A 12,492-nucleotide genomic window follows, 5' to 3' on the forward strand; every position below is an offset into this window, starting at 1 on the left:
ACTTCCGAGGTCGTACCACGGTTTGCCGCTGCCCCCGCCGGGTATGCGCCCGAGCATGACCTTGCATCGCGACGTCGTCCCCGGCATCCATTGGCTCGAACACGCGCACACGAATCAGTATCTGGTCGAGGACGGTGACCGGCTGGTGCTCGTCGACTGCGGACTCCCCCGGTCGTACGAGCCGCTCCGCAAAGCCGTCCGCGAACTCGGCCGGGACACCGACGCGGTCTCCGATCTGATCATCACCCATGGCCATTTCGACCATGTCGGCACCGCGCGACGCCTGGCGCGTGAGTGGCGGATCCCTGTCCACGTCCATCGTGACGACGCGTGGCTGGCATCGCATCCCTACCGCTACGCACATCAGAACGCCACCAGATTCGGGGTGCCCCTTCGTCATCCGCGTGCCCTCCCGCTGCTCGGGCGCATGGCAGCGGCGGGCGCGCTCACCGTGCGCGGCGTCGACCACATGGACGTGACGACCTTCGGCGACGACGCGGTGCTCCCCGGCGGCGCGCAGGTGGTCCCCACCCCAGGGCACACCTACGGCCATGTGTCACTCCACTTTCCGTCCCGCGACGCGGTCATCGCCGGCGACGCCCTGGTGACGCTCGATCCGTACACCGCAGCGACCGGCCCGCGCATGATCGCCGGGTCTGCAACCGCCGACCTCGATCGCAATCGCACATCGCTCGACGCGCTGGCGGCAACAGAGGCGAAATCGCTCCTGCCCGGCCATGGCGTCCCGTGGCACCACGGGGTGGCCGTCGCCGTCGCCCGCGCGCGTGAGACCAGCGGCTGACCCAGCCGAAGACAGCAGGGCGGGCCGACGCTTCTCACGTCGGCCCGCCCTCCACGTCGTGGAGACCCGCTCGTCGTCGGGTGATCCGATCTATGCGGAGGCTGTCCGACGGAGCTTCGTGTTGACGAATTCGCCCATGCCCCAGCGTCCGAGTTCGCGGCCGTAACCCGAACGCTTGACCCCGCCGAACGGGAGCCCGGGCAAGGTGGTGCCGTGCTCGTTGACATAGGCCATCCCGACCTCGAGCCGGTCGGCCACCTGTTCGGCCTTGCCGATGTCGCCGCTCCACACCGAACCGCTCAGGCCGAACTCGACATCGTTGGCGAGCGCCACGGCGTCCTCGGCGGAGGCGACCTTGTAGATCATGGCGACCGGACCGAAGATCTCCTCGGAGTACGCATCCATGTCCGGGGTGATGTCGGTCAGGACGGTGGGCTCGAAGAAGGCGCCGTCCCGCTGCAAGGGCTTCCCACCCGTGCGCAGCGTGGCACCTTGTTTCACCGCGGTCTCGACCTGCTCGGCCACGGTGTCGCGCGCCGAGAGAGATGACAACGGCCCCATCTGGGTGGATTCGTCCGCCGGATCACCGACCGCGGTCGACTCGAACTGCTTCACCACCCCGTCGACGAAATCGTCGTACAACTCCTCGAGCACGATGAAGCGCTTCGGTGAATTGCACGCCTGACCGGCATTCGACAATCGTGCCCGAGCCGCGATCTTCGTCGTGCGTTCCATATCGGCGGAATCGAGGAGGATGTACGGGTCCGACCCCCCGAGCTCGAGCACGGACTTCTTCAGGTTCTCCGCCGCCACCTTCGCCACGGCGGCGCCGGCCTTTTCGCTTCCGGTGAGAGACACACCGCGTATCGCGTTGTGGGCCAGCAATTCTGCGATTTGATCACTGCTCGCGTACACGTTGATGTACGCGTCGGCGGGCACACCCGCGTCGTGCAGGATCTCCGCCATCAGAGCCGACGACGCGGCGCAGATCGATGCGTGCTTGAGGATGACGGTGTTGCCCGCCAACAGGTTCGGCGCGACGAATCGAGCGACCTGATAGTACGGATAGTTCCATGGCATGACGCCGACGAGCGGCCCGATCGGCGTCACCTGCACGATCGACGCGTCCGCTCCCTGTGGATCGAGGGCTTCGGTCTCCAGAAGATCGGGTCCGTGCTCGGCGTACCAGCGATAGATGTCGGCGGCCAGCTGAACCTCACCGGCAGCTTCCTTGGCCGGTTTGCCCATCTCGGTCGTGATGACGGCCGCGAGTTCATCGGCTCGCTTCTCGTACAGATCCGCGGTTCGCGACAGTATCGCGGCACGCTCGGACGCCTCGGTCGAACGCCAGTCCTGGTAGGCAGCCAGCGACCGTTCGGCAACGCCGGCCACCTCGTCGTCCTTCAGTCCGGGGAATTCCCGGTCGGTCACACCCGTGGTCGGATTCGCGGTGACATATGTGCTCACGGAGCACCTACCTTCCTCTGTCGTTGCATCCCGACTGTCCACAGCCCGGGACCAGTCGGGTACCCGCGTCCCACGGCCCAAAACCCCGACCGTCGGCGCGCTCTGCTCCCACGACGGTCACCAACCTGTTCTACTATGGCGGCGGTCCGAGTTCGGACCCGTGATCGACCGACACGCGGCGGATGCCGGACGTCGACCTGGGGGTGGGTCGCGACTCGTGATCGGGAAGCGTCCGAGGGGGATCGAAGAGTGTCACACTGGCGGCGAGCCGCGGGGCTCGGTTGTGCTTTCCTCATCGCGATCGTCGCGAGCCTCTCGACAGGGCAGCCGGCCGCGGCGACTCCACCGAAGCTCGGCGATTCGGCTCGCATCCTCGCGGTCTCCCCGGAGACTGCGACACGCACGACTATGACCGTGTACTCGGCAGCGATGAAGCGGCCGGTCCGAGTGAGTGTGCTTGTTCCCCGCGACCGGACCGGACCGCGCCCGACGCTGTATCTACTCGACGGAATCGACGGTGGGGTCTACACCAACTACACCCAGAGTGGATGGACGTTCCAGACCGACATTGCGCGCTTCGTCGCCGACAAGAAGGTCAACGTGGTTCTGCCGATCGGGGGTACGGGCTCGTACTACACCGACTGGCGCCGGCTCGACCCGGTGCTGGGGCGGAACATGTGGGAGACCTTTCTCACCGACGAACTCCCGCCACTGGTCGATCGGCGCTTTCGGGGCGACGGACGCAACGTGATCGGCGGGCTGTCGATGGGAGCGCTGGGCGCGATGTCCATCGCGGTGCGCAACCCCGATCTCTACCGGGGCGCCGTCGCGTTCAGCGGGTGCCTCGATCAGGGATCACCCGAGTTCCGGCAGGCGACCGCCACATCGGTCAGCACGAGGGGCGGAAATCCGGAGAACATGTGGGGGCCGCTCGACCACGACACCTGGGATGCCCACAATCCTGCCGATCACGTGTCCGCGCTGCGCGGCAAGCCCGTGTACGTGGCGGTCGGCAACGGGCTCCCCGACCCGGCACTCGGAATTGCCGGTCTCGCGTCGCCCGTCGGCGGCGTCCTCGAGGGCATCGTCGCCCGATGCACCGAGAGCTTCAAACGTCGCGCGGACCGCGCAGGAGTCGACATAACGTATGACTTCCGCGCCGGACTGCACTCATGGGGTTATTGGAACCAGGACCTGCATCGTGCCTGGCCGACCATCGCGCGGGCGCTGAACGGCCCGCGCTGACGCCGCGATCGGCCGTTCACCGCTCCTCGAAGGAACTGCTCGCTCCTCAGGGATCAACCGCGTCAGCGGGCACTTTTCCTCCTCCGAACAATTGAGGTGTCCTCGAGTGCGCGTTTCCGCTCACGGCGCTCCTTGAGTTCTTGGCGGCGTTTCTTGGAACTCGAATTCTTTTCTGCCATTTTTCCTCCATCGATTGTCGACCACGACGGCTCTGACCTACCACCTCCGTGACCATAGCCCGGAAAAAACAAAAGTCCAGCCTCGCCGCGCGTTCACCTTTGCCGTGACCGTCACCTACTGGCGTACAGGCGATTTCGTCGCTATCAGACAAACCGAAACCGTCGAACTGGCTTTTATTTTTTTCTCGGCTAGAGTCCATGGCACCGGTCGGAGATGACCGGCAGCAGTGAAAGGAAGAGTGGCCGTGAAGGCGGTTGTGATGGAGTGCCGGATACGCGTATGCGGGTCTCCGAGTCGGGTGAGAGAATTCGTGGATCGCGCGTCGACACGCGCCCAGGACGCTTTTTCTCACCCCACCAGATGCTCGGTTGTCGTCGAAGAGTCGGACTCGTTGCTGCTGCGCAGGCAGTGGCACCGCGAGAACGACGTGGACGTGTTCGGGGTCCCGGAGGGTCGAGATGTGTGCTTCGGATTCGCGGACTCGTCCGGTCGCCTGACCGTCGCGAAACTCGAGAGCCTGTCACGCGACATCCTGGCCCACCTCGAGTTGGATCCATGGGTGTCAGACGACACCGAATCGGTGCCCTGGATTCTGACGCTCACCACCGGCGCCGACCCGACGTCCCGGCGTGAGATCGCGACTCGGCACCCGTCGCTCGAGATACGACGACCTGTTCTCGCGCCATCGTGATACGTGCGTCGCGGTGAGCGCGATCCCCCTCGTCGTCAGGGCGAGTCCATCCTGATCTCCCCGTCGCGGATGCACCCGTGATGTTCGTCAGACGGACCGGTCTGTGGTGGAATTTCTGTCGATCGATAGGGTGCGGGTGGCGACGTGCTCACCCACGTCGCCGTCCCACACGTATCGATAAGGAAGTGGTCGCCATCGTGGCCGTGCTCGACGAGAAGATCAGTGATCTGTACGCGCAGGTCGTTGCGCGAAATCCCGGGGAAGCCGAGTTCCACCAGGCCGTCCGGGAGGTCTTCGACAGTCTGGGTCCGGTCTTGGCGAAGCACCCTCATTACGCGGACGCGGGGATCATCAAGAGGCTGACCGAGCCCGAGCGCCAGATCATCTTTCGGGTGCCGTGGGTCGACGACCAGGGCCAGGTGCAGATCAACCGCGGTTTCCGTGTCGAGTTCAACTCCGCTCTGGGACCGTACAAGGGGGGCTTGCGTTTTCACCCGAGCGTCTACCTGGGCGTCGTCAAGTTCCTCGGGTTCGAGCAGATCTTCAAGAACGCTCTGACGGGACTCCCGATCGGCGGCGGCAAAGGCGGCGCCGACTTCGATCCCAAGGGGCGCTCCGACGGGGAGGTCATGCGCTTCTGCCAGTCGTTCATGACCGAGCTGTACCGCCACATCGGCGAGTACACCGACGTGCCCGCCGGCGACACGGGCGTCGGTGGTCGTGAGATCGGTTATCTCTTCGGCCAGTACAAGCGCATCACCAACCGTTACGAGTCCGGCGTCCTCACCGGCAAAGGACTCGCGTGGGGCGGCTCGCAGGTCCGCACCGAGGCGACCGGGTACGGCGTCGTGTTCTTCGTCCGTGACATGCTCGCCGCCGTCGGCGACGATCTCGCCGGCAAGACCGTGGTCGTCTCGGGCTCGGGCAATGTCGCGATCCACGCCATCGAGAAGGTGCAGCAACTCGGTGGCCGCGTGATCGCCTGCTCGGACTCGGGAGGTCATGTCGTCGACGAGGCCGGTATCGACCTGGAACTGCTCAAGGACATCAAAAGCGTTCGGCGTGGCCGGATCTCGGACTATGTCGACGCTCGCCGCGGGTCCGCCCGGTGCATCGGCTCCGGCTCGTTGTGGAGTGTGCCCACCGACATCGCCATTCCCTGCGCGACGCAGAACGAACTGAACGGGGTCGACGCCACCGAACTGGCGAAGAACGGGTGCCGCATCGTGGCCGAGGGCGCGAACATGCCCAGCACGCCCGAGGCGGTGCGCATCTTCGCCGAGGCGGGCGTCAGCTTCGCGCCGGGCAAGGCCGCGAATGCGGGCGGAGTGGCCACGAGCGCACTCGAGATGCAGCAGAACGCTTCCCGGGATTCGTGGTCGTTCAGCCACACCGAGGAGCGGCTGTCGGAGATCATGACGTCGATCCACGATCACTGCCTGCACACGGCGGACTTGTACGGGGTGCCCGGCAACTACGCGACCGGCGCCAACATCGCGGCGTTCACCCAGGTCGCCGATGCGATGCTCGCACTGGGTCTCATCTGACCCGAAGCCGCGACGCCGGAGATGCACGGACACTTGACCTTCAAGTAGGTCGAAGCCGGATGATCTCCGATCAGACCTCGCGGCGTCGGACCATCTCGGCTATCCACACCGGCGCATACGGCGACGTGCACCCAGGTGACGTCGGATAGTCCTCGAGCACCTTCAACCGCTCGCCGATGTCGATTGCACGGGTACGGAACTCGGGATTCTCGATGCCGATGGTCGCCAGGCACGTGTTCATCGCCCACTGCAGACGAGGCGGCGCCTGTGTCATCTCCGACTCGATGACGTCGAGCAGGACCGCGAGGTCGAGATCACCGGGGCGCCTGGCCACCCGATCGGAGGTCAGGGCCCAGCCCGCTGCCGCGACAACGGGATCGGCATCGCCCAGCCACGCCGTCCGCAGTTCCTCGGCATGCGGATTCTTCTTGACGACATAGTTGACGAGCCAATCGTGCACCTTCGGCCGGTCGGCCTCGCGGACCATCGTGTCGAGCGCTGCCGCGTCGAACGACTTCGGGCGGCAGATCAGCAAAGCGAGCAACCGCGCCGCCGTGTCCTCGGTCGCCCACAGCGCCGCGGAGAGGTCGGGCTGTACCTTAAGTCGCTTCGCGAGGGCCCTGAGCTTCGTGAGATTGACCCCGTGATCGTCCCCGTGCCGCTCGTTCACCGCCCGGATCTTCGGGTCATCGAGTGTCCGTAGCTCATCGAGGACCTCGGCGAGACTCTGGTGGACGTCGGTACTGCCGGTCATCTCTCTCCCCTCGCGTGGCGCGCACACAGCGTACGACGACGACCGGCGCACGGTCGTCAGTCCGGAACGCCGGCGAGGATCCGGATGTCGGCGACATCGTATTCGGCGACTGCCGCCGAGAGGATCGCCTGCGCCTGCTCGTCGCCGACCCCGTCACCCCGGAAGGCGTCGACTGCCGACTGCGAGTCCCATCGCTCGAAGATGTTGACACGGCCCGGGTCCGTCGTGTCGGCGCTGATCGCGAAGTCGCGACACCCCGGAGCCCGACGGGCCGCACCGATGACCTCCTCGCATCCGGCGAGGTAGTCGGCCCGCCCGCGCGGGTCCACTCGAAGACTGCCGGCAACGATCACCATGGGTTCCTCCTCCGTCGATTCTCGGTGCGCCGTCCTGCCGGCGTGACCGTGTCCCCCGCGTGCAGCGGCAACACGAGTACAGACCGGCTCTCCCGGACGAACTCATCGCGCCGATCGACGCGGGCGCACGAGCGCGCGCGACGGCCTACTCTGATCGAATGGCTTTGGTTCTGGGTCCGATCCTCCGGCACGTCGACGAGACCTCCGCGCTGGTCTGGGTGCAAACCGACGAACCGGGCGAGGTCGAGGTGCTCGGTTGCGGCACCCGGACATTCGAGGTGTCCGGTCATCACTATGCGTTGGTCGAGGTCACCGGCCTGGTGCCCGACACGATCACCGAGTACCAGGTCCGCGTCAACGGCGCCCTCGAGTGGCCGCTTCCCGACATGGAGTTCCCGCCCAGCGTCATCCGAACCCGGGGACCGGACACCGCGGACCGGCACCGATTCGTGTTCGGGTCCTGCCGGTATCCACGTGCCGAGGACCCGAAGCTCGACCAGAAACTCGGACTCGACGCGTTGGACTGCTACGCCATCCGGATGCGTCATCTCCCGGTCGACGAGTGGCCGGACACGCTCATCCTGCTCGGTGACCAGGTGTACGCCGACGAACTGACCCCGCAGGTGAAGGAGTCGCTGGAATCGAATCGGACGTCCACCGCCGGACCGTCGGACGAAGTCGTCGACTTCGAGGAGTACGAGGGTCTCTATCGGCACACCTGGGGTGACCCCGAGATCCGATGGATCCTCTCCACCGTGCCCACGGCCATGATCTTCGACGATCACGACATCCGTGATGACTGGAACACCTCCGACACCTGGCGTCGTCAGATGCGGGAGAAGCCGTGGTGGCAGGACCGTATCCGCGCCGGCCTGGCGTCGTACTGGGTGTATCAGCACCTCGGCAACCTCTCCCCCGCCGAACTGGCCGAGTCCGAGGACTACCGCCGCGTGCGCGAGATCGACGGTGACTGTTGGCCCCACCTGATCGGTGTCGCGGATCGCGCCGACCACGAAACCGACGGGACCAAGGGCATCCGGTTCAGCTTCCGATGGGACCTGGGCAACACGCGGCTCGTCATGATCGACTCCCGCAACGGCCGCATCCTCTCCGGGGGGACGCGAAAGATGTTGAGCGACGTCGAATTCGATTGGGTCGAGAGCCAGGTCGACGACGATCTGGAGGGGCTCGACCACCTCGTCCTCGGTTCATCGCTGCCGTGGTTGCTGCCGCCCGTCGTCGGCGATGCGGAGACCCTCAACGAGATCGGCGCCCGGCGGTCGGGGCGTCGAGGGCAACTCGCCGAGAAGATCCGGCAGGGCGCGGACCTCGAGCACTGGCCTGCCTTCTTCGACTCCTTCGTCCGGCTCAGTGACATGATCCGGCGGGTCGCGACCCGCGATCCGGGGCCGGCGACGGTCAGCGTACTGTCCGGCGACGTCCACCACAGCTACGCGGCGCGTGCGACCTTCTCGGACGCGACCACCGCCGACGTCCACCAGCTGGTGTGCTCGCCCGTGCACAACGCGATCCCGCCGTACATCAAGGTGGTGTTCCGGCTGGGATGGTCCAATCGGCTCGCCTCGATCGTCCGACGCTGGGCCCGTCGCGGTGGGTCGCCCGATCTGCCGGTCGCCTGGCGCAACTCTCTCGGCCCGCTGTTCGGCAACACCATCGCGACGCTCTCGGTGGAGGGGCGTTCCGCCGAGGTCACCTTCGAGCAACCCGACCTCGACGGGACGCTGGGTAGGGCCGGAAACATCTCCCTGACCCCGGATCTCGTAGCAAGAGAACGCACATAGCGCGCAGTGTCGCTACGAAATCCCTAGTCCAGGCAGAACTCGTTGCCCTCGGGGTCCTGCAGGACGATGTGCCCCTCGCCGAGCGGTGGGGCCGGATCGTGCCGTTCGACCCGGGTCGCGCCGAGTCCGACGAGGCGGTCCGCCTCAGCCTCGAGAGCGTTCATCCGCTCGTCCCCGCGCAGACCGGGTGCGGCACGGACGTCGAGGTGGACCCGGTTCTTGGCCGCCTTGCCCTCGGGGACGCGCTGGAAGAACAGCCGGGGCCCGCGTCCGTCCGGATCGATCACCCCCGACGCGTCGTTCCGGCGTTCCGGCGGGACACCGAACGCATCGAGCGCGGCATCCCAGCTGTCGAAACCGGGTGGTGGGTCCTGGAGCCGATAGCCGAGCACCTCGGTCCAGAACTCCGACAGCGATGCCGGATCACCACAATCGAACGTCACCTGAAATTCAGTTGCCATGCCTCCACTGTGCGCCACCATGAGGACAGCGCGCGTCCTCATTCGACAACGCGGCGCCCGACATCTCAGCGAAGACGTTCGCCGTACACCCGGTCCACCGCCATGACCATCAGGACACGACGGTCGGCGACCATCACCCTGCGGTACTCATCCCAGTCCGGGTGCTCGCCGGCAGCTCGGCGGTAGTAGTCCACGAGGGCCTCGACCTCGGGCCCGTCCGGTTCGGTACCCGGACCTATCAGTGTCACGGTGCCCTCCGCCGTCGCCCAGGTGTAGCGATCGGGGCCGGTGATCTCGAGGGCTGCGCGTGGATCGCGCCGGAGGTTCGCCGTCTTGGCCCGCCCCTCGGTCATCGAGACATAGATGGTCTCGGCGTCGCGGTCGTAGAAGGGCGTCACGGGCGACAGCTGAGGAAGTCCCGATGCCTTGATCGTGGCCAGGACACCGAGCCCGCCTTCGGCGAGAAGGTCACGAGGGTCGTACGCAGAGTCGGTCATGCCTGCGGCAACCCGGCGAACGTGCCGGCTATTCCGGAACGCCGAACACCTCCGGGGGGCGCGGCGGTGCGCTGTTGCGACATTCTTCAGATCCTGTGTCTTTGCACGTACGATCGACGGCATGCATGTGCGCGAGCTCCTGACCACCACGCCGACGACGTCCACCGAGGCACTCGATCTGTTCGACTCCTCCGCCGCGGTCGAGCCCGATTTCATGATCGGCACCTGGCGTGGCGCCGAAGTGCCCACCGGGCACCCGCTGGACGGATTCCTGGCCGCAAGCGGCTGGTGGGGCAAACAGTTCGTCGACGCCGAGACCGTGCATCCGCTCCTCTTCCCGACCCGCGACGGTTCGGCTCTGTGGCCGATGAACCCGGCGATCGCGTTCGGCGGACTCGGGATCGCCGAGAAGGCACCCGGGGTCAGATCGCTGTCGTTCGCGACGCCGATCGCGGCGACCCGTCTCCTCAGCGGCACCCGACGAGCGCGTGCCCGTCTGCGCACCACCCGGTACCGCGGCACGGACACGGCCACGATGGTCTACGACCAGCTGCCGATCAACGACGTCTTCCGCCGGATCTCCGACGACGCCGTCCTGGGCGCCATGGATCTCAAGGGTTCGCCGAAGCCGTACTTCTTCGTGCTCCGGCGCGACGACTCACTGCGCCTCGTCGGCCACTGACCCTCGCTATCGGTTCGGCATCGGCGTGGCCGATCCCAGGTCAACGGGATTGCACGGGCGTTCAATCGACAGATGGACACCGCACTCACATCCCATCTCCGTCACTGTGCCGCGCCGGCCGCCGCGGTTCTGATCGCTGGGGTGATCACGCTCGTCGCGCCCGGCACCGCGCTGGCCGCCCCGCCCATGCCGACCGGGTACTACCGCGGCGATGTCACCAGTGCCCCCATCGCCGACACGGTGTGGTTCGGCAAGAACTTCACGGGCTCGCGGGTCGTCAACGACACAGCCATAGGATGGGCGTTCCCCGGTGCGATGTACCCGGGCCGCTCGGTGCAGGACGGCGCGCCCGTCATCGTCGTGGACTACTCGGGAACCCCCGTCGGATTCGTGCGTGACGAGCTCCGCGCCGACGGCCGCGGCGGCTACTGGGGTCGTGCGCTCAACGGCACCTCCGAGTTGCTGCGCTTCCACTTGACGCGCTGACCCTCAGGCGCCGACCATCCGCGTGGCGCGCGGTGCCCTCAGAGTTCGGCCAGCGCCGCGCGGATCTCGTTGGTCGCCGCGACCGCCTCGCGGAGCGCGATCCGGGCCTCGGCCCTGCCGTGCTCGGCGGTCGACAGACGTTGGCGCGCAAAACGCAGCGACTCCTCGCAGCGCGCCAGCTCAGCCCGCAGTTCCTGAGCCCGGCCGACGATCTCGTCCACTTCCGACGACACACCGTCGACCGTCTTCGAGGCATCGTCGAGGTCGGATCGCGCAGCCCGCTCCCCCGCCTCCGCGTCGGCCAGCCGGGCCTCGAGCTCACGGCGTTCGCGTTCGCTGTCGGAGTCGTCCGACGGGGTCGGCTCATCGGGGTCGTCGGCCGTACCTCCCGCATCGTCGACCTCCGGCTCGTCCTCGCCCCGTTCCGGTGACGGCTCCGGCACCACGAACACGCCGGCGGGTCCGAAGCCGCTGTACTCGGCAGACGCGGTGAGATTGCCCCGCAACACCTGCGCGAGTACCTCCTGGTCGGCCACCGCGGCGCGCAGTGTCTGCGTGACCTCTCGAACGGCACCGTCCGCCAGCCTCACCTGACGGTCAGCCGCTGCCCTCGCGACCGCGGTCACCGACGAGCTGATCAGTTCCTGGCGGCGCCGGGACAGCGCACGCATCTTGTCGACCGCCGATCGGCGCTGCGCCGCAGTCAATTCCGACGCCAACTCGGCGATGAGCGCACTGTCGTCGGGGTACGCGCGCACCCACTGGTTGATGGCCCAGGCCGATTGCGTGGGTCGCCGCAGCTTTTCGATCCGACCGGCGAGTTCGCGGTCGCCATCCGCCTTCACCTCACGAGCCAGTTCATTCCGGCGGGTCACGAACGCGCCGGGCGCGAGACCGTAGAGCTCGTCGACGATCTCGTCGTAACGGGTCATCAGCTCACCCGCGAACGAGTCGGCGTCGCTGTCGGCATGAGCCGATCCTACGACTTCGGGGGTGATCGGTACCTCACTTTCCCCACATAAACTTGAATGGTTCCAGAAAAGCGGGCACGATGGGCGTCATGCTCACCGACGACGACTGCACCCGCCACCTTCGGGCGGCCGGACTGCGGGTCACTCGCCCGCGCATCGCGGTGATGCAGGCCGTCCGGGCCCACCCCCACGCCGACACCGACGAGGTGCTGCGTTCGACTCGCGCACGGCTGCCCGAGGTCTCGCAACAGACGGTGTATGACGTTCTGGGCGTGTTGACTTCGGCCGGCCTGATCCGACGTATCCAACCGTCGGGCCACGTGTCTCGATATGAGTCACGGGTCGGGGACAACCACCACCACGTGATATGCCGTACATGCGGGTCCATCGGTGACGTCGACTGCGCAATCGGCGAAGCCCCGTGCCTGACCCCGTCCGACGACCGAGGTTTCGTCATCGACGAAGCCGAGGTCATCTACTGGGGCTACTGCCCCGACTGCATCCCCGACCGATAACCCCGACGACCGACATCGCACCCACTCTGCGATCGC

Annotated in this window: 14 protein-coding genes; 8 read left to right on the forward strand and 6 right to left on the reverse strand. The window is 66.7% G+C overall.

All coding sequences use genetic code 11. The features are described from left to right. Positions 1–55: 55 nt before the first annotated feature. Positions 56–802 (forward strand): MBL fold metallo-hydrolase, encoded by a 747-nt coding sequence (locus tag AC3B6C_RS20550; protein ID WP_488373944.1) that lies wholly within the window; start codon positions 56–58, stop codon positions 800–802. A 90-nt stretch (positions 803–892) separates the two neighbouring features. Here AC3B6C_RS20550 and AC3B6C_RS20555 read toward each other — a convergent pair whose 3' ends face one another. Beyond that, positions 893–2,269: an NAD-dependent succinate-semialdehyde dehydrogenase gene (locus AC3B6C_RS20555; RefSeq protein WP_488373945.1), complete on the reverse strand. Its 1,377-nt coding sequence runs from the start codon at positions 2,267–2,269 to the stop codon at positions 893–895. Between the two features lie 249 nt (positions 2,270–2,518). On the opposite strand from AC3B6C_RS20555, the gene AC3B6C_RS20560 reads away from it, so the two are divergent. The 3 genes from AC3B6C_RS20560 to gdhA all read left to right on the forward strand — a co-directional run bounded on the left by AC3B6C_RS20560 (position 2,519) and on the right by gdhA (position 5,932). Further along, positions 2,519–3,514 carry an alpha/beta hydrolase gene (locus tag AC3B6C_RS20560; RefSeq protein ID WP_014926937.1) on the forward strand — a complete coding sequence of 332 codons (996 nt, stop codon included), beginning with the start codon at positions 2,519–2,521 and terminating at the stop codon, positions 3,512–3,514. Between the two features lie 490 nt (positions 3,515–4,004). Then, the gene (locus AC3B6C_RS20565; protein WP_488373946.1) at positions 4,005–4,385 is read left to right on the forward strand and encodes a hypothetical protein; all 381 of its coding nucleotides are present in this window, start codon (positions 4,005–4,007) and stop codon (positions 4,383–4,385) included. A 185-nt stretch (positions 4,386–4,570) separates the two neighbouring features. Continuing rightward, positions 4,571–5,932: an NADP-specific glutamate dehydrogenase gene (gene gdhA / locus AC3B6C_RS20570; protein ID WP_488373947.1), complete on the forward strand. Its 1,362-nt coding sequence runs from the start codon at positions 4,571–4,573 to the stop codon at positions 5,930–5,932. 70 nt (positions 5,933–6,002) lie between these two features. Here the strand turns inward: gdhA and AC3B6C_RS20575 are convergent, their stop codons facing one another. Then, entirely contained in the window at positions 6,003–6,686 is a 684-nt protein-coding gene (locus tag AC3B6C_RS20575; RefSeq protein WP_488373948.1) for a DNA alkylation repair protein, read from the reverse strand. Positions 6,687–6,742: 56 nt separating this feature from the next. Continuing rightward, complete coding sequence (locus tag AC3B6C_RS20580) at positions 6,743–7,042, reverse strand: putative quinol monooxygenase (protein WP_488373949.1); 300 nt, start codon at positions 7,040–7,042, stop codon at positions 6,743–6,745. 158 nt (positions 7,043–7,200) lie between these two features. Between AC3B6C_RS20580 and AC3B6C_RS20585 the strand changes: the two genes are divergently transcribed. After that, on the forward strand, positions 7,201–8,844 hold the full coding sequence (locus tag AC3B6C_RS20585) for an alkaline phosphatase D family protein (protein ID WP_488357889.1): 1,644 nt from the start codon (positions 7,201–7,203) through the stop codon (positions 8,842–8,844). Between the two features lie 23 nt (positions 8,845–8,867). On the opposite strand, the gene AC3B6C_RS20590 is transcribed toward AC3B6C_RS20585, so the two are convergent. Further along, entirely contained in the window at positions 8,868–9,305 is a 438-nt protein-coding gene (locus tag AC3B6C_RS20590) for a VOC family protein (RefSeq protein ID WP_488373950.1), read from the reverse strand. Between the two features lie 65 nt (positions 9,306–9,370). Next, the gene (locus tag AC3B6C_RS20595) at positions 9,371–9,802 is read right to left on the reverse strand and encodes a PPOX class F420-dependent oxidoreductase (protein WP_010842479.1); all 432 of its coding nucleotides are present in this window, start codon (positions 9,800–9,802) and stop codon (positions 9,371–9,373) included. A 121-nt stretch (positions 9,803–9,923) separates the two neighbouring features. On the opposite strand from AC3B6C_RS20595, the gene AC3B6C_RS20600 reads away from it, so the two are divergent. Beyond that, positions 9,924–10,484 carry a DUF4334 domain-containing protein gene (locus AC3B6C_RS20600; protein ID WP_488373951.1) on the forward strand — a complete coding sequence of 187 codons (561 nt, stop codon included), beginning with the start codon at positions 9,924–9,926 and terminating at the stop codon, positions 10,482–10,484. 72 nt (positions 10,485–10,556) lie between these two features. Continuing rightward, positions 10,557–10,970: a hypothetical protein gene (locus tag AC3B6C_RS20605; RefSeq protein WP_488373952.1), complete on the forward strand. Its 414-nt coding sequence runs from the start codon at positions 10,557–10,559 to the stop codon at positions 10,968–10,970. Between the two features lie 38 nt (positions 10,971–11,008). Here AC3B6C_RS20605 and AC3B6C_RS20610 read toward each other — a convergent pair whose 3' ends face one another. Then, a complete protein-coding gene (locus AC3B6C_RS20610) occupies positions 11,009–11,902 on the reverse strand; it encodes a hypothetical protein (RefSeq protein WP_035717321.1) in 894 nt (297 codons plus the stop codon). A gap of 128 nt (positions 11,903–12,030) precedes the next feature. Here AC3B6C_RS20610 and AC3B6C_RS20615 point away from each other — a divergent pair, with 128 nt between their 5' ends. Next, the gene (locus tag AC3B6C_RS20615; RefSeq protein ID WP_035717319.1) at positions 12,031–12,456 is read left to right on the forward strand and encodes a Fur family transcriptional regulator; all 426 of its coding nucleotides are present in this window, start codon (positions 12,031–12,033) and stop codon (positions 12,454–12,456) included. The last annotated feature ends 36 nt before the right edge of the window (positions 12,457–12,492 follow it).

The sequence above is a fragment of the Gordonia sp. 11cp genome, from assembly GCF_057767225.1.

What these genes read in the sequence shown, in the direction of transcription:
- AC3B6C_RS20550 (WP_488373944.1), top strand. Translation starts at nt 56, where the DNA reads ATGACCTTGCATCGCGACGTCGTCCCCGGCATCCATTGGCTCGAACAC.
- AC3B6C_RS20575 (WP_488373948.1), bottom strand. Translation starts at nt 6,686, where the DNA reads ATGACCGGCAGTACCGACGTCCACCAGAGTCTCGCCGAGGTCCTCGAT.
- AC3B6C_RS20580 (WP_488373949.1), bottom strand. Translation starts at nt 7,042, where the DNA reads ATGGTGATCGTTGCCGGCAGTCTTCGAGTGGACCCGCGCGGGCGGGCC.
- AC3B6C_RS20585 (WP_488357889.1), top strand. Translation starts at nt 7,201, where the DNA reads ATGGCTTTGGTTCTGGGTCCGATCCTCCGGCACGTCGACGAGACCTCC.
- AC3B6C_RS20590 (WP_488373950.1), bottom strand. Translation starts at nt 9,305, where the DNA reads ATGGCAACTGAATTTCAGGTGACGTTCGATTGTGGTGATCCGGCATCG.
- AC3B6C_RS20595 (WP_010842479.1), bottom strand. Translation starts at nt 9,802, where the DNA reads ATGACCGACTCTGCGTACGACCCTCGTGACCTTCTCGCCGAAGGCGGG.
- AC3B6C_RS20600 (WP_488373951.1), top strand. Translation starts at nt 9,924, where the DNA reads ATGCATGTGCGCGAGCTCCTGACCACCACGCCGACGACGTCCACCGAG.
- AC3B6C_RS20605 (WP_488373952.1), top strand. Translation starts at nt 10,557, where the DNA reads ATGGACACCGCACTCACATCCCATCTCCGTCACTGTGCCGCGCCGGCC.
- AC3B6C_RS20610 (WP_035717321.1), bottom strand. Translation starts at nt 11,902, where the DNA reads ATGACCCGTTACGACGAGATCGTCGACGAGCTCTACGGTCTCGCGCCC.
- AC3B6C_RS20615 (WP_035717319.1), top strand. Translation starts at nt 12,031, where the DNA reads ATGCTCACCGACGACGACTGCACCCGCCACCTTCGGGCGGCCGGACTG.